The organism is Labilibaculum sp., assembly GCF_041595635.1.
In the GTDB taxonomy this organism is placed as follows: domain Bacteria; phylum Bacteroidota; class Bacteroidia; order Bacteroidales; family Marinifilaceae; genus Labilibaculum.
The window spans coordinates 1-23842 of sequence record NZ_JBFHJW010000050.1 but is presented as its reverse complement, the minus strand read 5'-3'; the positions used below and the strand labels follow the sequence as shown (position 1 = coordinate 23842).

The following is a 23842-nucleotide window of genomic DNA, read 5'->3' as shown; positions in this document are numbered from 1 at the left end:
TGTTTAAATGTGACAAAACCAATACAAACTTGAAAAATCCTTCACCTATGACAGATAAAAACTTTATCGTAAAATTCGGAAGCCTAATTAAAGAGGAAACCCTTGAAGTTATTGATAGCAAAATTTTACCCAATACCATTGTTTTGGAAGCTACAAATCCTTTCCCTGGTTACTATGAATATTATGAAGGAATTCAAAAGGATGTAAAGCCACACTACATTTATCTTGTAATGGACCAAAAATGTGATTTGGAGAAATTTACAAGAGCTACTCAAAAAATCATGAGTTACTTTGAAGTGAATTTTCATGCCGCAATGGGTACCATTACCATTTTTAATGATATTTACCATGTAATTAGAATTAGAAGACTCTGCAAATATGATCAGGTAAAAGAATTACAATCCTGCTACAAGGAGGAAGGAATCATCTTAAAAACCAATGCTAGCATTCCGCATAATTCCAAAGCAATGATACAGTTAGATAAGTTTTTTGCCATGGAGGAAATAGGGGAAGGATTTTTCTTAGATCATATCGAACCCAATCATGGATACTTCACTATTTCGCATAAGCTAAACTGGAAGCAGTTTGAATACCTAACTCAGCAAGTGAAGTACAATATGGATATGTTTCATTTCGATGCCTCATTAGGCTTTATTTATGACAATTTTAAAGCCATTGACATGATTCGTATCTATGCCGAACATCTGGATCTTGATTTGCTAAAAAAAATTAAAGCTAAATTTATAGAGAGAATAAAATAAAACACATTGATCCAAAAAGGGGCTGTCGAAAATAATCGATAGCCCCTTTTTTTTTACGAGTTTTTCTTTCCTAAAAAACAGGAGAATGAACTGCTTTTATCTTTCTTTTCCGACCACTAGTATCAAACTCAAGAGGAAATGAGAAGGATATTTCATGTGCTCCCGTATTAGTCTCAATTAATTTGGTTATTGCATAATCGTAGCTATAAGCAACTTTGAATCGGGGAGTAACAAAACCTGCCATGACAATAAATGAGTCGTAATCCAATTCAAAATTCTGATTGAACCACAATCCAAATACCATTGAGCTTTTACTGGCATACAATCCGTAATTCATTTGGGTAAATTCCCCTTGCTTTTGAAATAACAGAGCAGGAGCTATAGTCCAATTATTAGCATATCTATAACTAGTTCCTCCTAACTCAAATTCGGCTCCCGCATGTATCGTATATTTTGTTTCTAACTGGTCTTCCTGCTCATCATCAAAACTCATGTCTGGTTTTGCCAAATGGTGAGCTGCAATTCCAAAATAAAAATCTTTATAATAAGCAATTCCACCCAAAGAAAAATCCCATCCACTTTTCTCCCTATTTGTTGGATCTTCATTGGTATTGTGAGGATAAACATTTCCATAAATTGCCGAAACCTGATCTGGAAAAACTAAACTTTCCCAATCTATCTTTTTCTGCATGTATGCAGCTTGTAAAGCAGGTCGGACAACTAATTCATCGTTAATTTTTAAGTAAAAGGAATACATTCCGGCAAAAGTAGTCGTAGTAAGTGCTCCATCTCCCTGATCATCCTGAATCACCATAATTCCAATTCCGCCATTTAAACTTTCATAAAAATTATCAAATGAAACACTATAGGTAACATATGGCAAATCAAGATTTGGCCATTGATTCCTATAATTTAAACTAACGTTGGAATAATTTGTAGACCCAGCAAGAGCTGGATTTAAATAAAGTTTATTAGCATAAAATTGCGAAAATCGAATATCCTGAGCTTTACATAGATAAACACTTCCTACAATCAAAACGCAAAAAGCAAAGAGTGCCTTTTTCATAAATATTAGGGTTATTATTTCTCTAAGAGAATTTTCAATTCATGATTAATTCAGACTGTATCTATCAAAACAAACATTCAGCGCCTAAGCCAAGCTATTTATTCTAATCATTACCAATTCTTTTAAGTGAAAATTTAATCAGATATCAGTAAGGATAGTTTATTTACAGTGTATTGGCTTTCCATCTCATTAGAAATCCAACACAGCTGTAAATTAACTTTATTTTATTGTTAATCAAAAGTTTTTTCCCATTTATCTTATCAACATAAAGGTTCCTTTATTAGTAAGTTCTCCATTTATGAATACGATGTATACATAAGCTCCGGCCGGACAAAGTTTTCCTTTGTACATCCCATCCCATCCTGAATCCTGATCTACACTGTCGGTTTTGTATAATAATTCGCCCCAACGATCGTAGATATACATTTCAAAATCCTGTATAACACCTAATTCATCCAATTGATATTGTTGCAAGTAAAACTTACGATTATCTCCACTAGAGGTTGGAAGGAAAGCATTTGCTGATTCAATTCCTACTTGTTTTACCTCAACATAGGCCGAATCAGTAGCAGTACATCCAATATTATCTTCCACTTGTAGTGTATAAGTTCCTGTCTCAGTCACCTCATACCTTTGCTCAATACTACCATCTTGCCATAGAAAGTAGTAAGGTCCATATTTAGAAGGAAGATTTGGTGCTAATGTTACCGATTGTCCAACATAAATTAAGGTATCATTTAAGCCTAATACAGGAACGGGATTAATAACGATTAATTGTTCATCGCCACAACCATAAGCATTTGAAACTTCTAGTAGATAGTCTCCAGGATCAGAAAAAGTAACCACATCCAAAGCATTAACACTATCAGTTTCGGTTGTTCCCCAATCGGAATTCGACCATAAAGGATTTTCCAACTCGAGCATATTCAGTTCATATACCTCATCCCCTTCACAAATATTCTCATCATCTCCAAGAACAGGATCAGCAACAGTAGTAACGGTAACTTCCTCGTTAGCATCACAACCATACATATCGGTCACGCTAATTTCGTAAGTAAATATTCCTTCCGGCGCATCAACAATTTTAGGACTTCTGATATCGGAATAATCCAAATAATCGGCATGTGTCCAACTAATAATAAAATCATCATCGTCATTCGAACCAGCAATATCAGTTGTTAATTCAAGCTGATTACACTGTCCTGCCGTTGTATCACTAATGGTTGTTATGGTAGGAAGAGGATCAACCTCGATATTCATGATTCCAATTCCCTGACAAGAATGTTCATCAATAACAACCGCTTTTAAATCCTGAGTTTCACCAGGCGTAAAGATTGGAGTCATTGAGTAAGCATCATCCAAATCGGTTGGATCCACCCAACTTTCGTCCAATTTTTTATACCACTGAATATTATCTTCAGTAGTAGTAGCCGTTAACTGTGTTGCAACACAACTACCTACTTTTATTGAGTCTTGAATACTAACTACCGGTAAAATATCTACTACAAGCTCATCTACCGATGTTACATTGGAACATCCATTTTCATCGGTATAGGAATAGTAAATAGAATAAGTTCCAGCACCTCTTTCAGATGGATTAAACTCAGTCTGAGAAATTCCATTCACCCAATAAATTCCACCTTCGGGATAACCTCCTGTTAATTCGTATTCACCTTCACAAACACCTTTAGATGTTAAATCTTCTAGCTCAACAGTTGGTAGAGAATTTAGTATGACCACTGAGTCGACTTTTGACTCACAACCTGTTTCTGTATTAACAATTGTTAGAGACAGACCGGCTGGGGAAATTGCATCCCAAGTGATTCTTGTTTTAATTCCCTCTTCGGAGCCAGCAAATATTCCACCATCAACACCCCAAGAATAAGAAATCTCAGACTGATCACTAGTTACATAGGTCACTCTATCTTCGTATGCACAAAGTATCATTCTACCATAAATTCCGGCATCAGGAAGAGCATTCACAACCAATTCAACTGGTTTAGTAGATTGGTAACTTGTGCATTCATCGGATAAAGTACAAGAATAATAACCACTATGATTAAGTGTAGCAGAATCGATGGTTAAAGTTGCGGTATTCGATCCGGTAATTTCACCAGCAACATCAGTAATATTCACACCATCTACTTTCCATTGATAGGTAACATCATTCCCCACAACATCAGCTGTAAATATCACTTGTTCTCCTGCACAAACATCCATGTCAACCTGATCGGACATCACCTCTAATTGAGCTGTAACCGTCAAGCTAACCTCTGTACTAATTGCACTACCACAATCAGATTCAACTTGGCAAGTGTAAACAGCATCATCGGAAATATCAATATTTGACAGGCTTAAAGTTTCGCTAGTTTGTCCGGAAATCTCCACACCATCTTTCATCCACTGATAAGTAAGATCATCACCTGTAAAATAGGCTGTAAATTCCACAAGAGAAGTATTTTCACAAACCACAGTATCGTTAGAAACTGAGATAAATTGTGGTAAAGCATTTACTTCCAAATTTGCATTAGTACTTACATCACCACAAAGACTTGTGATCTGAATTTCGTAATTCCCTTCCTGACTTATGATAATTGAATCGTATTGCAATATTTTATCGGTAGAAACTTCAGTTGTATCATTCAAAATCCATAAATAAGTCATGTCTGAACTTCCATCTACATCTGGAATCCATTCCAACTCTTCACCTTCACATAATTCCTGATCCTCGATTGTTGAATTCAACACCGTTAGAGAATAAACCCGAACGATAATTTCCTCCTCAATCTGAGAAATTCCTTCTCCCTCAATAACACAACTATAAGTTCCAGCATCGGTAACAGCTAATGAAGAAATATATAAATTAAGATCTGTTTCACCAGAAATTTCAACATCATCTTTATACCATTGAATGGATGAAATTTGGCCACTTGCAGTTATGGAAAGACTTAATGGATCGCCTACACATTTTTCAGCCAGTTCATCCAAACCTGAAGTAATTGTAACAGGTTCCTTCACGGTTAATTTACCAGAAGCAAATTTTTGCCCACAAGAACCTATAATTATACAATTATAGTATCCTGCATCATCCATGGTAAGATCATAAATATTGATTGTTGCACTTGTTTCGTCAAGCGTATCTTTTGTTCCATCGGTTGATTCGTGAACCCACAAGTAAGTTAAATTCACTCCACTCACGTCAACAGTCATTGTAAGCGTATCGCCTACATATTTCACAACATTCTTATAGGTTGCATTCAATACTGTATTTGGTTCTACCAATAAGGTAGTGGATTGAGTAGCGCTACCACAACCTGTTGCGCTGGTTATATTACAAACAACCTCGTATGTTTTAGATGTATTTTCGTCATCTGCTAAAACATCAGCGGCATCCATAATAAATATTGCTGAATCTACATTCTGATCGTCACCGTCAACCAACCATTCATAAGTTAATTCCTCACCACTAGCATCGGCTCTAAATACAACATCGTTGCCCTCACAAATGGTCTGATCATCGATTGGCTCTAAGGATAAAGTATCGTTTACTACCTGAGTACCATAGGAAGTATCATCACCACAAATATTACTTACACTTACACCATAAGTACCAGCATCAGCCAATTCCGCTGTACCTAAATCTAAATAATCAACGTCTGTAGTAACTTGAGTGGCATTGTCGTTTAAAGTCCATATTGGATCATCGTAAGTACCTGTTACCACAATCGGTCCAAGAACCAAAGCATCTCCTACGCAAACTTCATCCAAAGCATCAATTCCTGTAGTAATTACGGGAGCTTCCCAAACACTTAGAACAATGGTATAAACGACTGGATCGCCACAAGTACCTTCAACAGTACATTTATATTTTCCTGCATCATCAAGAGTTACACTATTAAATTTGAGTTTTGAAGTATTCCCTGGATTTGTTCTTGTTGCACCCGGATAAGTCCATGTATAAGTTGGGTTATCGCCACTCACTTTAACTGTAAGAGAAAGATCTGTTCCCAAACAAAGACTCTTAGTAGCATCCCAAGTATTATTTTTAACAATTGTATCGTATACATTTACGTAACCAGATACTGTTTCTGTAGAACATCCATCGGATACCTCTACATTGTATAAACCTGTTTCATCGGATGATAAACCTGGTAAAGTATAGGTTGCACCGCTTCCTATTTCAGTAGCATCCGCATCTTTGGTCCATGAATAAGTAGCTGTTAAAGCAGCATCAATTGTTGAAATAGTTACAGAAAGTTCTTCGGCAGGAACTTCTCCCACACAAGTCTCACTAGTATTAATCCATGCATCAAGAGCTAAATCTTCATAATGATCAATCTCGAAATCATCGGTTACATCAGGACAAACACCATTACCTACACTCACTTGGTAAGTCCCATCGCTAGCATTTGCAGCACTTAAACTTAATTGAGAATTTGTTCCCAGATTCGTACTTGTTGCAACGCGCTCCCACGAGTAAGAATAAGGAGTACTTCCTGAAATATTTTCCACTTTAAAAAGAGTTCCTGAACCACTACAAAGTGTAACATCAGCAATAGGATCGAATGTTACAGGAGTAAATACATTCACTTGCACTATACTTGTGGTATCATTAGAACCTGTTTGCGGATCAACAACACATCTAAACTCCCAAGTACTCATCGCTTCCGTAATTGTTGGAATAGTAAGTGTTTCATTTCCATTTATATAACCGCCCAATGTTACATCTTCAAAAACATCACTATCATTTTCACGATATTCCCAAACATAATTATCAACAACAGCTGTCGTTGTAACTCCCACTGTAAAAGAACCAGATCCACCTATGGTACAAGCATCAAAATCTTGTGGCTGTACTGTGATTTTCACATTCACATTAATTGTTAAAGTAGCAGGGTCACTAGTTGCTGGAGTACAAGCATTGTCAACAACGCAACGATATTGATTGCCGTCGTAATCTCCAATTAAAGCATCCTCTATAGTCAGTTTTGCTGTTGTATAACCACTATAAGTTGCGCCTGAAAGACCTACCGACGTAGTAATACTTGTCCAAGCTCCAGTTCCATTTACTGATTCTTGCCATTGGTAAGTAATTGTAGGATCACCACTAGCAACAACCGAGAATGTTGCATTACCACCATCGGCAATGGTAATACTTTCAGGATCTAAAGTAATTATAACCTCATCTATCACATTCAAAATTGCTTTTGTAGATGTAACAGATCCACAATCACCTGTTGAAACAATACAATAATAAGTATCCCCATCATTTGCAATGCTAAGACCTGTAAGACTAAGTGTGGCTGAATTTCCACCAACAGCATTATCATCAGAATCGTACCAAGTATAAGTTAAATCGTCACCAGTTGCTGTAATTGTAAATTCGGCTGTAGATTCACTTTCACAAATATCTACATTTGCAGGTTGGCTCGTAATCTCCGCTAGTTCATTTACACTTACATTGAATTCGAATAATTCCCCATCGCATCCTTTCGAACTTGTTACCTCACAAGTGTAAGCCTGAGCATTACTTGCATCAACAGAAAGTAAGGGTAATGTATTCGTTATTGACAAATTAGTACTTGGATCTGAAGTAGCATACCAATTGTACTCAATATATTCTCCACTGGCAGTAACTACCATTGTAAGATCTTCTCCTTCACAAACTGTTGGATTTAAACTAGAAGTAGTAGCAGTTATGGGATTATAAATACTGACCTCAACATCCGTACTAACATCATCGCAATAATCACTAGTTACTATTGCAGTGTAAGTTCCTTCGGCATCTGGATATTCAGCATCAGCAATAGTATAAGTTGTGCCATCACCCAAATAAGAACCATCTTCGTTATACCAATTAATAGCATTGTAATCGGTATCAGGATCAGTATCAAAAGAAATCGAAAGAGCGATATCTCCCTCACAGGCTTCAATAGGGTCAACAGAAGTAATGATTGGTTTTTCGTGCACATTTACAATGACTGTTTTATTAAAAGTTTCGCACAGTCCAACAATTTCGGCATAAAATGTATATTCTCCTGCTGTTTCGTACTTACTCAATGGAAAAGGAGAACCAGTTCCTAAAACTGTTCCACCTTGATTCTTCCATTCTATGGTATAGTCATTAGAATCACCCTCTACCTCCACACTAAGTATAGGTTTTTCACCCTGACAGATATCAACTGTTACGGTACTTTCGTCAACCAAAATATGTGAATTAACTATAAGTTCTCTTTGTATGGTTACATCTGTTCCGCAAACAAGAGTTACTGTGCAATAGTAAATACCTGCCTGATCAACACTCACATTAGTCAAACTTAATGTCTCTGTTGTTCCAACAACTTCACCATTATCAGGATCATTAAATCTCCATACAAAAGTAGGATCTCCCAAATAGCTTACGCTTGTGGTAAAATCATCTCCCTCACAAATTGGAGTTGCAGCAGCGGTAGTAGGAGAAGTCACTTCTTCTTTGGATAAGGTTGCACTTGCTGTTTTTATATTTCCACATTGATCGGTAACAACTACAGTATATACACCAAGATCCTCATCTTGAACATCATTTATATCTAATTGATCTGAATTTTCTCCAATTGAATCTCCATTAGGATCGGTCCATGCATATTCTAAAGTCGATTCAGAAGGTATTGAAGATATCACTGCTTCGAAAGTCACATTTTCACCTAAACAAGTTCCGATATCAGTTACCGCTAAGTCACCAAAATCTTCATACATATCCAGGGAAACAGTAAAAGAAACTGGATCATCGCAAGTACTACTTACCTGAAATTTCCAATCTCCATCATTACTATCATTCACAGTAAAAGTGTAAGGATTTGTAATGGTAGTAGTCAATCCATTTGGATCAGTGACCTGATACACATAGTCTGCTCCGTTATTGTCAACATCAAAAGTTGCTGCTACATCTGTTGCTAAGCAAAAAGGTCCACTTTGATCAACAGAGAAACCATTTACTACAATTCCTGGTGTTACCACCAAATCAGCCGAAGAATATTCACTATTACATCTGTTGGTAACATCAACTCTATAATTTCCTGAATCATCTGTGTCTACATCATATAGGCTATAAGAAGTTTTATTGTTCGTAAATTCCACACCATCGTGTTCCCAGCTATATGTGTAATACTCTCCTGGATACACCATGCTAACACTAAATGTATGATTATCTCCTTCACAAATTGTATCGTTAACCAGGGGTTCGTCAAATTCTACCAAAGGATAAATATCCAAATCGAAAGCAGCCAGCCCCAAGTTATTTATACAAGTATATGTTTCACCATCTATTTCGTAAACACTTTTCACTTTTACCTTAAAAGTTACATACCGATCGTCCATGGAAGCTGTATAAGTCAGTACATCACCAGTTTCTGATAACACTTCAGAACCTCGTAACCAAGTATAAACCAAAGTTCCATCACCACTTGCATCTGCCACTAATATAATATCTTCATCAACACACAAATCATCATTTGAGGATATTCCATTTAAGGAAGGAGTTGATAACACATTAATAACAACAGTGTCTGCAGAAACACCACAACCATTTTCAACCTCGCAATGAACAGTATATACTCCAGAACTGTCAATATTAAAGGTATAAGGATTCTCTAGTGAAACAGGAGAGGTTTCATCATTAATATACCATTCTACATCACCCGCATCACCTGTAACCGAAGCATATAAAGAGGTACTTGATCCAGAACAAAAACTTGTTACCAGATTCGTAGTGTCAATACTTACCGTAGCAGCATCATCTACTGTAACATGCAAGGTCACATCAATGCTTTCTCCTACTCCACAATCCTGATATTCTTCTTTGTATGAAATGGTACAAACATAATCGCCTTCCAATGCATCCTGAGGATCTAAAAAGATTAATTTACAGGAATCAACACCTGAATATACATCTCCATCTACCAAATCGACACTGTCTTTCGACCATGAATAATCATACCAACTGGTATCTCCATTAGAAATGTCGATGGAGTCTTTAACTCCTGCACAAAAACTAACATATTCACCATCGCTTCCGTAACTAAAACTTGGAATTACCTTAGCTACAAATTCCGCAGTATCCGCTACTGCCTGAACAAATGTAATGCTATCGAGAGCAAAGGCAGAATGAATGCCTCCACTATTATTATTCACTATTTTAATAACTCCAGACTCTGCAGTTCCTGGCTTCCATAAAGCAGATACAGATTGCCAAGAATCAGTCGCGTCTATTTTAAAATTATCAACAACAGTATCCTCATTAACCAAGATTTTTAGGTTCTGTGATTTGGTATAGGCACCTTTATCACTCACCGCTCGACCAAAAAGTTTGATAATATAATTGTATCCATCCACAACATCAACCGAAGATCCCTGATACATCACATCCCCTTTTTCATCCGAAATAGCCATGAACATGTAATCATTATTCATATCGGTAAAAGAGTTTGGGTACTTAAAAGCAGGATTGGCATCTGTTGATTGAAGGACTAAACAAAACTCACCTGGATTTTGCAGATTATCTGTCTGTTCTTCGTAATCAGAATCTATTGTAAATGATTTTGTCCAAAAATTGCCATTAAACAATTGATCCAAATCCGGATCACGATAGTAACCAACCACAAAATAAGAAGTCTCTTCATCAGGGGCTTCTATATCTAGCGGACCATTTTCACTTATCGGATCATCGTTAAAATCACTTACATACCATTCGTAAAAATCAGGAAGTGGTTCGCTAAGGGAAACCGATATATTATCATCGTAACTTTCACAAATAAATTCCAAATCAGTATCAGAATCAAACTCTACATCAGCAGTAATTTTCGAAATTTCTTTGGTAAAACCAGAATAGTAGCCTGCAGCGCCTATAATAGTAGATTTTACCAACCAGGCAATATTGATGGCCTTATTGCTGTAAAAACGATAATTCCCTTCCAAATTAGATAATTGATAAATTGCCCACTCATCAACACCATCAATATAGTAAGGACCATCAGGATCAAGCAGATCAATGGAATTCTTCTCCTCACTATCATCCTTATAGTAGCTAAGTACAGCTCCTGTTTGTGTTAAAATTGTGACAACTCCGGTAACACTTTGCTCCGCTAACAAACTTGCATAAGGAACACTAACTTCTCTAATTCCACTGGTGGAAAGAGGAGCAATAAAATTCATTCCCACTGTTGGACCAATTTTATCGCTATTCCCTGAAAGCGTCTGGTATACGTATATATCTTTATCAGATGTAATATAGCTGACATTAACATTGTTTTTACTATCAGCAACCGTGTAGGCATCAGATAATATGAGATAGTCTCCTTTATTTGTAATTGTCCCTACCGAAACACCGTTTACACTAACTTCAGTATTCGCTTCGGTTGCCACAACAATAGGTCTTTCCGTTGTATTATCACCTTGTCCTTCTATCAGGATATACTCATCACCAACTTGATCCACAGGAACTATTTGATCCGTTCCAATATCTTGCATATTCCCATCACCTCCAGAGGTCCACGATCCACTATTCACAACAATATCCTTATCGGAAGTAATATGGGTACCATTCAAATCATTCATATTAGAAGTAGTAAAACCAGAAAGATCATGATCTACTGCTATAATATAACTTTCTCCTTGTTTTAAAGTAGCCGATATCACATCTGTAGAAGTGACACTCATTGCTTCTAAACTAGATCCATTATAGGATGAAAGCACAGGTACTTTAATACCAGAAAAACTCACAGTAGTATTATCCTCGGTAGCCATAACAGAAATAAAGTGACTCCTTCTTTCTTCCTTATATACTCCATCGGTATATACATGGCCAGAATAAAAATCCGTACCATAGGCATAGGTTCCTTTTGTGGTTAAAGAAGTTCCCTGAGCGCTTGTTGAGTGCCTAATATTCACAAAAAAAGGAGCATCGGAAGAGTAAAAACGCAAACCCTCATTGGGCAAAACAACATTTAACTCTTTTGGACCCACAACGTTTAAAGGAAAATCATAATCGTAGACGGAGCTAATAGTACCCATATCTTGGCCATCTGTGGTTGGAAACTCAATTTTTGCAGGAGAACCCGCAGAAATTGTCACAGTCTTAAATGAGGTATCATATCCTTTAAAGATTTGAACGGTAACATCACTAACTGAGTTGGTCGATAATATTGCCCTATGATAACCTATGTCCCCACTTGCTGAAGATCCATTATAAAAAGGCGGCACATAATGCTCGTAATCGTACTGCGCCATCCCCGCAAAAGGAATAGTAAACAATAATATAAAGAAACTTAAGGTAAACAATCTTTTTAATTGGGTAAAAATCTCACCATTTTTCATATCTTTAAAATTCAAGTTAGAACCAAACCAATAAGTAGTAAGGGTCATTCTACATTTTCTAAAACAACATAAAAAAACAACACCAACTACAATTCAATAAACCACCAAGTATCTAGTTTAAAAAGATTTAAACAACACAATACATTTAATCAATTTATCACTTGTGTGTACTCCTACAAAAACTACACAAAGTATATCTTTAAACTGATAAAACTTAATTTTTGTTACATATTTACAATAAAAACTCTAATTTAAGTAAAATTAAACAAATTAACCATAACATAAAAGGCAGTATTCACTGGGAATACTGCCTTTTTTATGATAAAAGTGAAATAGTTAACACATTATAGCCTCAACTTCCTCAATACTAACAGGAATTCGCTCTCCTATTAACTTATTTCCCTTTTCGGTTACCAATACGTCATCTTCCAATCGAATGCCCCCAAAATCACGATATTCATTTACTTTATCGTAATTAATATAATCTAAATGCAGGCCTTCCTTTTTCCATTTATCCATTAGGGCAGGAATAAAGTAAATTCCGGGTTCATTTGTAATCACAAATCCAGGCTTTAATTCTTTTCCCAAACGAAGGTAAGCCGTACCAAACTGCTCGATTCTTTGAGTTTTTTCATCGTATCCAACCAAATCCTCGCCAAAATTTTCCATATCATGAACATCCAAACCCATCATATGTCCAAGTCCGTGAGGCATAAACAGAGCATGAGCTCCAGCTGTAACTGCCTGATCAACATCTCCCTTCATTAAACCCAATTCTTTTAATCCAGCGGCAATTACTTTGCAAACTTCCAAATGAATACTTTGGTAGCTTAGCCCAGGACGAATTAATTCGTGTCCTTTGTTTAAAGCGGCTAGAACAATTTCATAAACCTCTTTCTGTTTGGCACTAAACTTTCCACCAACTGGTATTGTACGTGTATTATCCGAAGCATAGTGAGTATCTGTTTCAGCACCACTATCAATCAAGAGCAAATCACCTGTTTTCAACAAATTGCCATGTTCGTGATTGTGCAGGGTTTCACCCCGTTTCGAAACAATAGGAGGAAAAGAAAGTAACCCACCTGCACGCAAAGCAATCGCTTCACACTCGCCAGCAATTTCTCTTTCGTAAACACCTTCTTTGGCCATTTTCATAGCTGTAGTATGAATTTCATAACCTATTTTTGCCGCACGTTCTAATTCTTTGATCTCGTATTCATCTTTTATTTCGCGAAGAGAAATAACAGCTTTCATAAATTCCACTGATGCATTCTCTTTAATGGCATTAAAAGGAATCCCCAAAAGCTCATGAATCGTAATTTTGTTTTCGGCACGATAAACAGGTAAAATATGAACTTTTCTTCCAGCTTTTACAGCCTCTTCAATAACAAATTTTAAATTATCAAGTGGAGCTGTATTTTCAATTCCGAAGGCAGCTGCCTGATCGACAACAGTCGGTTGTGGTCCCATCCATATTATATCTGCGATATCTACATCGTTACCAAATATATAATCCTCATCCTTATCGATATCAAAAACACCTGCAAAACCAGGATGATCAATACCAAAAAAATATAAAAAAGTACTATCCTGACGATAGTGATAAACATTATCAGCAAAGTTCATTGGAGCCTCTGGATTTCCTAAAACCAAGGCTATTCCATCTTTCATTAGTTCACGTAATTGCTTACGTCTTTTAACGTATACTTCTTTTGGAAACATTTCTATGTGTATTTTATGTTTTTAATAAAAAGAGACGGGAAGGTACAAAAATCAGAACTATTTGCCCATAATACAGTTACTTTTATCACAAAAAAGGCTTTCCCTAAGGAAAGCCTTTCATATAATAATTAAACTCTATAATGTAATTTCCCGATCTACTGTTTGATCTAAAGAAATAAAAGTTTCTGTTTTTGAGACACCAGGAATATTCTGAAGGGTATTAATCAGCACATCCATTAAATGTTGATTATCGCGACAAAGCATTTTCACTAAAAAAGTAAAATTACCTGTTGTGAAATGGCATTCTACGATTTCAGAAATAGCATCAATCTTTTCCACCACCATTTTGTATTGATGTGCATGATCGAGAGAAATGCCAACGAAAGCACAAACCTCATACCCTAAAGCTCTGGGCTTTACAATAAAACGAGAGCCATCAATAATTCCTGCATCTTCAAGTTTTTTAACTCTTTGATGAATTGCCGCACCCGAAATACCACATTCTCTCGCTATTTCCAAAAAAGGGATGCGTGCATTCTTTATCAAATAAGATAAAATCTTCTGATCTACTTCATCAATCTGAACTTTCATTAGGCTTTTTATTTAGATTTAAATAATGAGATAGGAACTCACCTCAACAGTTAAATTGATGAAAGCTATGTCCTCAAAAGGCTAATTAGCCCCTTCTTATTACAATTCATTACAATAGTAGCAAATATATTAATAAATCATAAGCTAAGTTGATGAAAAAACATCATATTTTCTAAATTTAGAACCAATTCACACTAGAGCACAACGAAGTTAAACAAAGCCTACAGAATTTATTCCCTCGAAATACTGTTTTACAACCAAAGTAACTCGGCAAAAAAAGAGTAATTTTGCGGCGTAGAAGCTGGATTTAAATCTCACTACAATCCAATTTGAATAGAAAATAAGACCTTTATGATAAAATTAAGACCTTTAATGTTTGTCGGCACTGGATCGGATGTCGGGAAAAGCATTATTAACACTGGATTTTGCCGAATTCTTAAACAGGATGGCTACCAACCAGCTCCTTTCAAGGCTCAGAACATGTCTCTTAACTCTTATGCTACTCCCGAAGGATTTGAAATTGGTCGGGCACAGGCAGTTCAAGCAGAAGCGTGCGGATTAGAATGCCATACCGACATGAATCCTGTTTTATTAAAACCAACCAATGATAAAAGTTCTCAGGTTGTTTTAAACGGCAAACCCGTAGGCACACAATCGGCAGTTGACTATTTTATGGGCAACAATAAAATGGCCTTATTCGAGGAAGCAAAATCAGCTTTTCACCGATTAAATAAAAAATACAATCCGGTTGTTCTCGAAGGTGCAGGAAGCATATCTGAATTAAATTTAAAAACCAGAGACATTACCAACATGCGAATGGCTATTGAAGCCAATGCGGTTACGTATTTAATTGCCGATATTGACAGAGGTGGCGTATTTGCAAGTGTTTACGGAAGCATTCAATTATTGGACAAAGACGAACGCAAACAGATCAAAGGAATTCTGATCAATAAATTTAGAGGCGATTTACAATTATTTGAAAGCGGAAAAAAAATTTTAGAAGAACTCACAGGAAAACCAGTACTGGGAGTTCTCCCCTATTTTAAAAACATTCATATTGAGGAAGAAGATTCGGTAAGCCTCGAGAAGAAAACCCAAACATCGAGCAATGATAAGATTAACTGTGCTGTAGTTATTCTTCCCAGAATGGCCAACTTTACTGATTTTAACGTACTAGAACACGATCCGAGAGTCCATCTTTTTTACACCAATAATCCTCTGGAAATTGAATCAGCCGATATCGTAATTATTCCCGGAAGCAAAAATACTATTTCGGATCTTCAGGAACTCAAACAAAATGGTGTTGCCATATCCATCATCAAAGCTCATAAAAATGGAAAAAAAGTAATCGGCATTTGTGGTGGATACCAAATGATGGGACAAGAAATTATGGATCCTCTTGAAATAGAAGGAGACATAGCTAGCATTTCAGGACTTGGAATTTTACCCATTAAAACCACCATTACCAACGAAAAACTCACCCAGCAATGCACCTTTAAATTTAAGGAATTTAAAGAAGATTGTACCGGATATGAGATTCATATGGGAGAAACAAAAGCTTGCAACACAAACAATCCTTTAACTCAACTATCTAATGGGAAAAGCGATGGTTATTCCTTGAATCAAAATTGTTGGGGAAGCTATATTCATGGTATTTTAGACAATCAGGTCGTAATTCAGGACCTTTTATCCGGCTTTAGCCTAGAATCGGAAAATAACTTTAACTACAAAGAATTTAAAGACAGACAGTACAACAAATTGGCCGACTTAATCAGGGAAAACATTGATATGAATTTGTTCTATTCTCATTTAAAAGAAGACTAATTGAACATGAATACCATCAACAATCGTTTTATAATTACGGGTGGACCCGGATCAGGAAAATCGACTCTTTTGAGCCAATTATCAGATCATGGATATTGCTGTTTTGAAGAAATTTCTCGAATTGTTATTCAGGAACAACACCAAATTGGAGGCGATAAAGTTCCCTGGCGTAACTTACCAGATTTTGCAGAAATTTGCTTTCAGCGAATGAGTGCACAACTTTTGGAATGTACTGCAGATAAAAACTGTTTTTTTGATCGTGGCTTGCCGGATATTATTGCCTACCTAAGAAGAAGAGGATGTGATGTACCCAAACGATATTTTAAACATTCGAAACAGTACAACAAAACAGTTTTTCTTGCACCCCCATGGAAAGAAATTTTTATCAACGATGCCGAACGACCAGAATCTTTCGAAGATTCTATGGAAATTTCTCTTTTCCTAAAAAACACCTATGAAGAACTAGGCTTTAGGGTTATTGAGCTTCCAAAATCTTCAATAAAACACCGAGTTAAATTCATAAACAACTATCTATCAGGTGCTAATGATTTGTAAATTGCCTGACAGGTTGCTTTGGCAAGCAATTCACCAAACAAAACATGTTTTCCACAATACTCAACCCGAGAGGCTGTGCCACAAGCAACTGCTGTAGAATCAGTTCCTGTTCCTGTCGCCAAGAGCCCACTAACAGGACTCTTCACCTGCAAATCTTGCAAGCAAGCCGCTTTTGCTTCAGCAACCATCATAATACATTCCACCATACTCGCATCGGACAGCTGGGCATTGGTTAAAACCAAAATATTTATAGTCCCCACTTTTCTGCAATCCTCATTCATAAATTGGTAGTCAGCCAAATCTCCTGCCCTGCGCGCATTCGACACTCCTGATGTAACAAGAACCTCAATCCAAACAGACTGTGCTTCCATTCGAACTCTGCGAAATGAACTCATCAAAGCCGCAGTCATCATGCCAACACAATTGCCCTTCCAACTTTCAGAATGAGCAATTCTTCGCAGAGTCACATTTGGCGCTTCAAAATCAGTTTTTTCGCCACGAAAATTAGCGTCCACTTTGGTATTCAAAAAATGATCGGCTTTTTGAAAGCCACCATTTAATATCGCAGAACTAAGCATCCGAACCGAACTATCAAACTTTACGTGAAGAAATTGTTCGGTTAATTCAACTGAAAAATTCATTCTTTACTCCTTTATATCTTGTTGAAAAGCAAAAGAAACAGCATCCTGATATTTTCTGAGTCCACCTGATTTCTTGATTCTTTTGTGCACTTTTCTTTCATCTTCGAAATGAGCCGAAAAATACTCCCAAAAAGGCTTTATTTTTTGCAAAATCTGAGTGTCACCACTCAAAAAAGAGGAATAAGATGAAAACATCTCATCGTGCATCTTTCGCAGAATCGTTTTGCGTTCGCTGGCAGAAGGAATTTCACCTCCTTTAATTTTTGCAGGCAACCAATAATCCCTTAAAATACCACGCCCTATCATTACATGTTTCAAATCTGGGAAACGAGATACCAAGCTCTTAAAATCTTCTAGGGTTTCTATATCCCCATTAAAAGCAAGCAACTTAGTAAATTGTTGCTGTGTCTGCTCAAACAAGTCCCAATCAGCACTACCTTTGTACATCTGTTTGCCTATGCGGGGATGAACAATAATTTCATCAACAGCAATATCTTTTATGGCATCTAAAACTGGAATAATATCAGATTCATCCTCTAAACCCAAACGCATTTTAATCGATAAATCGATTTTTCCGCAATAAGCTTTCTCTAGAATCTCTTTTACTTTATCAGGATAGGGAAGCAGACCAGAACCTTTCTGTTTTCTGGTTAGCATAGGAAATGGACAGCCTAAATTCCAGTTCATTTTTTTGTATCCCAAGTCATAAAAATAACTTTCGAAAAATTGAAATTCTTCTACCGATCCACCTAAAAACTGAGGAACTAATTTATTGTTCCGCTCTAAAAATGGTTCCACCTCTCTTTTATGTGAAGTTCGAACTACACCTGTATTTTGCAGAACAAGAAAAGGGGTATAGAATTCATCTATGCCCCCAATGCATTTTTCGTATGTTTGTCGAAACACCCAATCAGTATATCCCTGAAGGGGCGCTAATGAAATTTTCATTTAATAAAATTTTCTTATTTACAATTATCTTCCAAAACTAAGTACTCCCAATAATTGTTTCCGTTGACGGTAATAGTTAATTCCATCTTCAGTACCAATACTTTTTACAAATTGATCGATCATGGTATCATAAATAGTCCCGAATTTAAATCTTTCAGGAGGATACAGTTCTGGGTTGTGCATATCTTCCAATCGGGAAAGATACATGCGCGCAACCATCTCACTACTCAGATCATCACGATACATTCCCTGAGCCATTCCTTTTTCGATATTAATTTTTATTTTCTCGTATATAAAAGTCATTCGCTCATCCATGTGCTTTTTATACACTTCCGGAAAATGACTCTCAAATTCCATGGTTACTGAAGGAGTCAAATCTTCGAAACGACTATTCATTTCCTTACTGACAATAAATAGGATATCAATTGCATTCTGACCTTCAAAATTATATCGAGTAAATATAGATTCAAATGATTTCCTTTCGTATTCAAGAATTTTTTCAACCAACTCTTCCACTGAACCAACATATTTTGATACATCGGAAAGAGTTATGCCAAAATCTTTCACTTTTTCAAGAGAAAAGCCACTCAAGCCATTTTTAAATAAATAAGCTCGTACCTTCTCAATAATTTGAACAAAATCCTTATCCATAATCCCTTACAGCTAAAAAATAAATAAACTAAACTAAAATCTTATTTTACTTTCTCAAGATAGGCATAAAATTAAGCATTTCTCACTTGTCAAGACAAAACAAACGAAGATTTTAATCTTTTGCATTTTATAAATAGAAAAGCCATAAAATTGAGCTAAACCTAAATACGAATAGGATATCAGATTATAAGAACCTGTAGTTTGAATGAACAATAGAAGCTAAAAGAATTCAAAAAACACCAACATATTGAGAATAAATTTATTTGTTTAGTTCTGCCTCAATTACCTTCTTCATCTCATTAAATTCCTCTCGATTAAACAATCGAGTCAAAAAAATAATTTCACCCTCTTTATTCACAATAACATTACGAGTTACACCACTTTCTTTAAGCGCATATTTGGTAAATATTTTTCCTTCCGCATCCAAGGCAATCGGATAAGTAATTCCAGTAGCAGCAATTAAGGCCTCTGCCTTTTCTTTGGGCTCATCTAAATCCAAAGCAAACAAAGCAAAATCCTTGTCTTTGTGTTCCTGCCAAATCTCATTCTCGATAAAAGGCATTTCTTTGCGACAAACCCCACACCAACTTGCTGTAAACTGCAACATCACAAGCTTTCCCTTCAATTCAGAAAGCTTAACCTTTTGACCATTAAGCAAATTCATTTCAAAATCAGGAGCTATATCTCCCACCTTCACAATATATCCTTTCGCCTCATCATCCTGAGCCATTCCTGAAAAAGTTAATCCTATCATGCAAACAATTATTATCAGTATTTTATTCATTTCTGTTTTTCATTAAAAAATAATTATAATCAAGCTAATGCAAAGTAAATGAAAGTAACAATAACTCTCAATAACATTAGAAAATATCATTTTCTGCCAATCTAATAAAAAGATTTACAGCTAGTCCAAAAAATTACAAGCCTCATTTTTTATTCTCTTTTTGTGAAAGCAATTCGATACATCCCATTCATAAATGCCCGAACTACTAAAATACAACTAAACAAAAGAGCTATTAATGCCATTGCAAACAATTGTCCTCCATCAGAATTTCCATCATAACGAATCACAACACCTACCGACGTAAACAAATGAACACCAATTGCTCCCAGCATTAATACACTACAAGCTACCGCTGCCACTTTCCACCATTTGGGCAAAAAAAACAAAATTCCGATCAACAACTCAATAACACCAATCACTATTCGTCCCCAGGGTTCTGTACCAATCTCCGAAAAAATATAGACCGCTTCGGGATGCCCAGAAAATTTAAAATGTAAAGTCTGAATAAGTATAATCGCAGTTACGATTCGAAGCAACATTTCAAAATTTTTGTATTTTCGTTTTGCCTTCATTCCAATTTCATTTTTCTCACTTAGTAGAGCTGTATTCCATCATTTCCTTTCGAAAGCTAAAGATGATCATTTTAGATCAAAAAGCGAATACAATATCAAAATATCCTCTATTTATAGTGCTTTCACTACCTAAAAAAAACGCAATCATTTCGCATATTTTTTTACCTTTAAGCCAAAACAAACCACATGCTCAAAAAAACGCTAATCACTCTAATCATGGCCATATTCACATTGGCCTGTAGCTCTCCAGAAGAAAACCTAAAAAACGCAGAAGCAGTAATTTCTACCACAAGAATGACAAATTACATTCAAGAATTGGCTTCCGATGAATATCAGGGAAGAAAACCATTCTCTGACGGTGAAGCTAAAACCATTCATTACATCGCAAATCAATACAAAGAAATTGGTCTTGAGCCTATCCAAAACGACTCCTATTTTCAAGAAGTTCCCTTAGTTGAAATATCACTTACAGCGCCAAAACACCTGAACGTTGAGTCTCTTACTAAATTTACAAAACTTAACTATGGACATGATTTTGTTGCTTTTTCCAGACGAATACAGAATGAAATTAAACTTAACGAATCGGAAGTCATATTTGCTGGATATGGAATTGTAGCGCCAGAATACAATTGGGATGACTACAAAAATTTAGACGTGCAAGGCAAAACAGTAATTGTACTAGTAAACGATCCCGGTTTTGGATCTTCGGATAGAACTTTTTTTAAGGGCAACGAAATGACCTACTATGGACGCTGGACCTATAAATATGAAGAAGCGGCACGTCAGGGAGCTGAAGGAATTTTAATTATTCATCAAGATAAACCTGCTGGATACCCATGGTCAGTTGTTCTGAATTCTGCTTCAGTTCCAAAACTATATCAGCAAGCTAAAGACAATTATCAATCTAGATGTCTGGTTGAAGGCTGGCTGAGTTTAACTGCTGCTCAAGGCATTTTTTCCAATGCCAACAAAAATCTCAATCAAGCAATTCAATCAGCTAAACAAAAAAATTTCACAGGCTTCAATTTAAAAACAAAAATAAGTCTCGCCTTTCAAAATTCAGCTCGTTTCGACAAAACACACAACGTACTCGGACTTATTCCAGGAACTGATTTAGCCGATGAATACATTTTTTACTCTGCTCACTGGGATCATTTGGGCATTGGTCCAAAAATGGAGGGCGACTCGATCTATAATGGCGCTGTAGATAACGGCACATCACTTGCGTGGATGTTTGAAATTGCCAGAGCCTTTAAAGCCATGCCGCAAAAACCGCGCAGATCAATTGTGTTTTTGGCTCCTTCGGCAGAAGAATCTGGTTTAAATGGTTCCGGTTTTTATGTGGATAATCCTATTTTCCCTTTGAACAAAACGGTAGCAAACATCAACAACGATTTAATGTTACCCTACGGACGCATGAAAGATGTAATGATTACTGGATATGGACAATCCGATCTGGATGAATACGTAAGAAAAGCAGCCGAGAAACAAGATCGATACTTACTTCCCGATCCAAATCCACAATCAGGCATGTATTTTCGATCCGATCATTTCAGCTTTGCACGTGTAGGTGTTCCTGCATTGTTTGCACGTGGAAATAACGATCATCGTGAAAAAGGCATCGAATATATGTCGGCAAAAGAAAAAGACTGGCTAGCAAATTACTACCACAAACCTACCGATGAGTATGAAGATTGGTGGAATTTAGAAGGAGTTGCCGAAGATGCACAACTACTTTTCCGAGTGGGATGGGAACTGGCCAATCAAGATGCAATCCCAAAATGGAAAGATGGTTCAGAATTTAAAGCAATCCGAGAACGCAGTTTAAAAGAAAACAACTAATTAATAAAAGAGCTTGGTTCAATACTGAATCAAGCTCTTTTTTTTAACGATAACCAAATCCCTTTAAGGAAGCCAAACCTCCAATTGAAGTTTCTTTATAGGAATAGGATAAATCAAGACCAGTCTTCATCATGGTTTCTGTAACCTGATCGAAACTAATTCTGTGCCTACCATCGGAAAGTAAGGCGTAGGTATTGTGATTTAAAGCACGAGCTGCCGCAAAAACATTCCTCTCGATACAAGGAATTTGAACTAAACCAAGCACTGGGTCACAGGTCAAGCCCAAATGATGCTCCAAACCCATCTCTGCCGAATATTCAATCTGATAAACCGTTCCTCCATGCAATTGGGTAGCTGCCGCTGATGCCATGGCACAAGCAGTTCCCACCTCACCTTGACAACCAACTTCTGCACCAGAAATAGAAGCATTCGTTTTCACTAGATTTCCGATTAATCCAGCCGTAGCCAATGCTTTTAAAACATCCATTTTACTAAACTTATAGAATTTTTTATGGTAGAATAGGACAGCAGGGAGAACACCACTCGCCCCACACGTTGGAGCAGTTACTATAACACCACCTCCTGCATTCTCTTCGGAAACCGCCAAGGCATACGAATACAACATCGTACGTTTTCGCATTGGGCCACCATAAGTTTTGGCTTTTAGGTGATACAAATGCGACTTTCGCGATAACTTCAGTCCTCCTGGAAGTTCACCTTCCTTATTTACCCCTCTTTTTATAGCACTCCTCATTACAGACCACACCTCATCTAGAAAGCTCCATATCTCTTCTCCTTCCATCAATTCTACATACTCCCATAGTTGTTTCTCATTGACTTTACACCAAGCAATTATTTCATCCATGGTACTGAGTTTATAAACTTTCTTTGTAGATAAAACAGATGAATCATCAACAATTGCACCACCACCAATACTATAGACGGTCCATTCCTCAACAAGGTTTCCCGAAGCCGAAAAAGCTTTAAAGCACATCGCATTCGAATGTCTTTTTAAAAATTTTTCGGGTTTCCAAATTAGATCCATTTTCTTACCTTGAAAAACGGATTCAATTGCAACACCAGTCAAATGCCCTTCGCCAGTAGCAGCTAAACTTCCCATTAAAATTACTTCATATTTTTCTGCATTAGGATGACGCTGCAAGAATTGCTCTGCAGCATTTTGGGGGCCCATTGTATGACTACTAGAAGGACCACAGCCAATACGATAAATTTCCTTAATTGATTCCATATTCAGTTATTCCTGCACATTACTACCGATAAATATAAAAGCCCTAGTAAAGCAAAATCATCTTTAATTTGCCATCAAAAAATAAAAAGATGAATTAAAAACTTTACGGCACAAAAAAAGAGAAATCATACGATTTCTCTCTTTTGTCGGGGTGGCAGGATTCGAACCTGCGACCTCCTGCTCCCAAAGCAGGCGCGATGACCGGGCTACGCTACACCCCGAAATTCTCATTCCGGTATTCTATTAAGATAAAAAAAGAGAAGTTTTTAAACTCCTCTAAAATTTT

The 23842-nt window shown here is 36.5% G+C and carries 14 protein-coding genes and 1 tRNA gene; 4 read left to right on the top strand and 11 right to left on the bottom strand.

All coding sequences use genetic code 11. From position 1 onward, the window contains the following. The first annotated feature begins 47 nt into the window (after positions 1 to 47). Positions 48 to 761: a hypothetical protein gene (locus ABYT26_RS13290; protein WP_372754685.1), complete on the top strand. Its 714-nt coding sequence runs from the start codon at positions 48 to 50 to the stop codon at positions 759 to 761. 70 nt (positions 762 to 831) lie between these two features. Here ABYT26_RS13290 and ABYT26_RS13285 read toward each other — a convergent pair whose 3' ends face one another. The 4 genes from ABYT26_RS13285 to ABYT26_RS13270 all read right to left on the bottom strand — a co-directional run bounded on the left by ABYT26_RS13285 (position 832) and on the right by ABYT26_RS13270 (position 14490). After that, the gene (locus tag ABYT26_RS13285) at positions 832 to 1827 is read right to left on the bottom strand and encodes a type IX secretion system membrane protein PorP/SprF (protein ID WP_372754683.1); all 996 of its coding nucleotides are present in this window, start codon (positions 1825 to 1827) and stop codon (positions 832 to 834) included. Between the two features lie 252 nt (positions 1828 to 2079). Next, entirely contained in the window at positions 2080 to 12225 is a 10146-nt protein-coding gene (locus tag ABYT26_RS13280; RefSeq protein WP_372754681.1) for an immunoglobulin domain-containing protein, read from the bottom strand. 288 nt (positions 12226 to 12513) lie between these two features. Continuing rightward, a complete protein-coding gene (locus ABYT26_RS13275) occupies positions 12514 to 13899 on the bottom strand; it encodes an aminopeptidase P family protein (protein ID WP_372754679.1) in 1386 nt (461 codons plus the stop codon). 135 nt (positions 13900 to 14034) lie between these two features. Further along, positions 14035 to 14490, bottom strand: coding sequence for an Lrp/AsnC ligand binding domain-containing protein (locus ABYT26_RS13270; protein ID WP_372754677.1), 456 nt, complete (start codon positions 14488 to 14490; stop codon positions 14035 to 14037). A gap of 351 nt (positions 14491 to 14841) precedes the next feature. Between ABYT26_RS13270 and ABYT26_RS13265 the strand changes: the two genes are divergently transcribed. Both ABYT26_RS13265 and ABYT26_RS13260 read left to right on the top strand, forming a co-directional pair. Next, positions 14842 to 16314, top strand: coding sequence for a cobyric acid synthase (locus tag ABYT26_RS13265; protein ID WP_372754675.1), 1473 nt, complete (start codon positions 14842 to 14844; stop codon positions 16312 to 16314). 6 nt (positions 16315 to 16320) lie between these two features. Then, the gene (locus ABYT26_RS13260; protein ID WP_372754673.1) at positions 16321 to 16869 is read left to right on the top strand and encodes an AAA family ATPase; all 549 of its coding nucleotides are present in this window, start codon (positions 16321 to 16323) and stop codon (positions 16867 to 16869) included. Here the strand turns inward: ABYT26_RS13260 and ABYT26_RS13255 are convergent. The 5 genes from ABYT26_RS13255 to ABYT26_RS13235 all read right to left on the bottom strand — a co-directional run bounded on the left by ABYT26_RS13255 (position 16842) and on the right by ABYT26_RS13235 (position 20465). Next, positions 16842 to 17510: an adenosylcobinamide amidohydrolase gene (locus ABYT26_RS13255; protein ID WP_372754671.1), complete on the bottom strand. Its 669-nt coding sequence runs from the start codon at positions 17508 to 17510 to the stop codon at positions 16842 to 16844. The genes ABYT26_RS13260 and ABYT26_RS13255 overlap by 28 nt on opposite strands. A 3-nt stretch (positions 17511 to 17513) precedes the next feature. After that, on the bottom strand, positions 17514 to 18458 hold the full coding sequence (locus tag ABYT26_RS13250; RefSeq protein WP_372754669.1) for a tRNA dihydrouridine synthase: 945 nt from the start codon (positions 18456 to 18458) through the stop codon (positions 17514 to 17516). A 24-nt stretch (positions 18459 to 18482) separates the two neighbouring features. Beyond that, positions 18483 to 19109 (bottom strand): hypothetical protein, encoded by a 627-nt coding sequence (locus tag ABYT26_RS13245; protein ID WP_372754667.1) that lies wholly within the window; start codon positions 19107 to 19109, stop codon positions 18483 to 18485. Between the two features lie 259 nt (positions 19110 to 19368). After that, on the bottom strand, positions 19369 to 19863 hold the full coding sequence (locus tag ABYT26_RS13240) for a TlpA disulfide reductase family protein (RefSeq protein ID WP_372754665.1): 495 nt from the start codon (positions 19861 to 19863) through the stop codon (positions 19369 to 19371). Between the two features lie 179 nt (positions 19864 to 20042). Then, the gene (locus tag ABYT26_RS13235; RefSeq protein ID WP_372754663.1) at positions 20043 to 20465 is read right to left on the bottom strand and encodes a DoxX family membrane protein; all 423 of its coding nucleotides are present in this window, start codon (positions 20463 to 20465) and stop codon (positions 20043 to 20045) included. A gap of 186 nt (positions 20466 to 20651) precedes the next feature. On the opposite strand from ABYT26_RS13235, the gene ABYT26_RS13230 reads away from it, so the two are divergent. Next, positions 20652 to 22307 (top strand): M28 family metallopeptidase, encoded by a 1656-nt coding sequence (locus ABYT26_RS13230; protein WP_372754661.1) that lies wholly within the window; start codon positions 20652 to 20654, stop codon positions 22305 to 22307. Between the two features lie 43 nt (positions 22308 to 22350). On the opposite strand, the gene ABYT26_RS13225 is transcribed toward ABYT26_RS13230, so the two are convergent. Next, positions 22351 to 23556 carry an L-serine ammonia-lyase gene (locus ABYT26_RS13225; RefSeq protein WP_372754659.1) on the bottom strand — a complete coding sequence of 402 codons (1206 nt, stop codon included), beginning with the start codon at positions 23554 to 23556 and terminating at the stop codon, positions 22351 to 22353. Positions 23557 to 23702: 146 nt separating this feature from the next. Beyond that, positions 23703 to 23777 (bottom strand) — tRNA-Pro (locus tag ABYT26_RS13220). Positions 23778 to 23842: the final 65 nt, after the last annotated feature.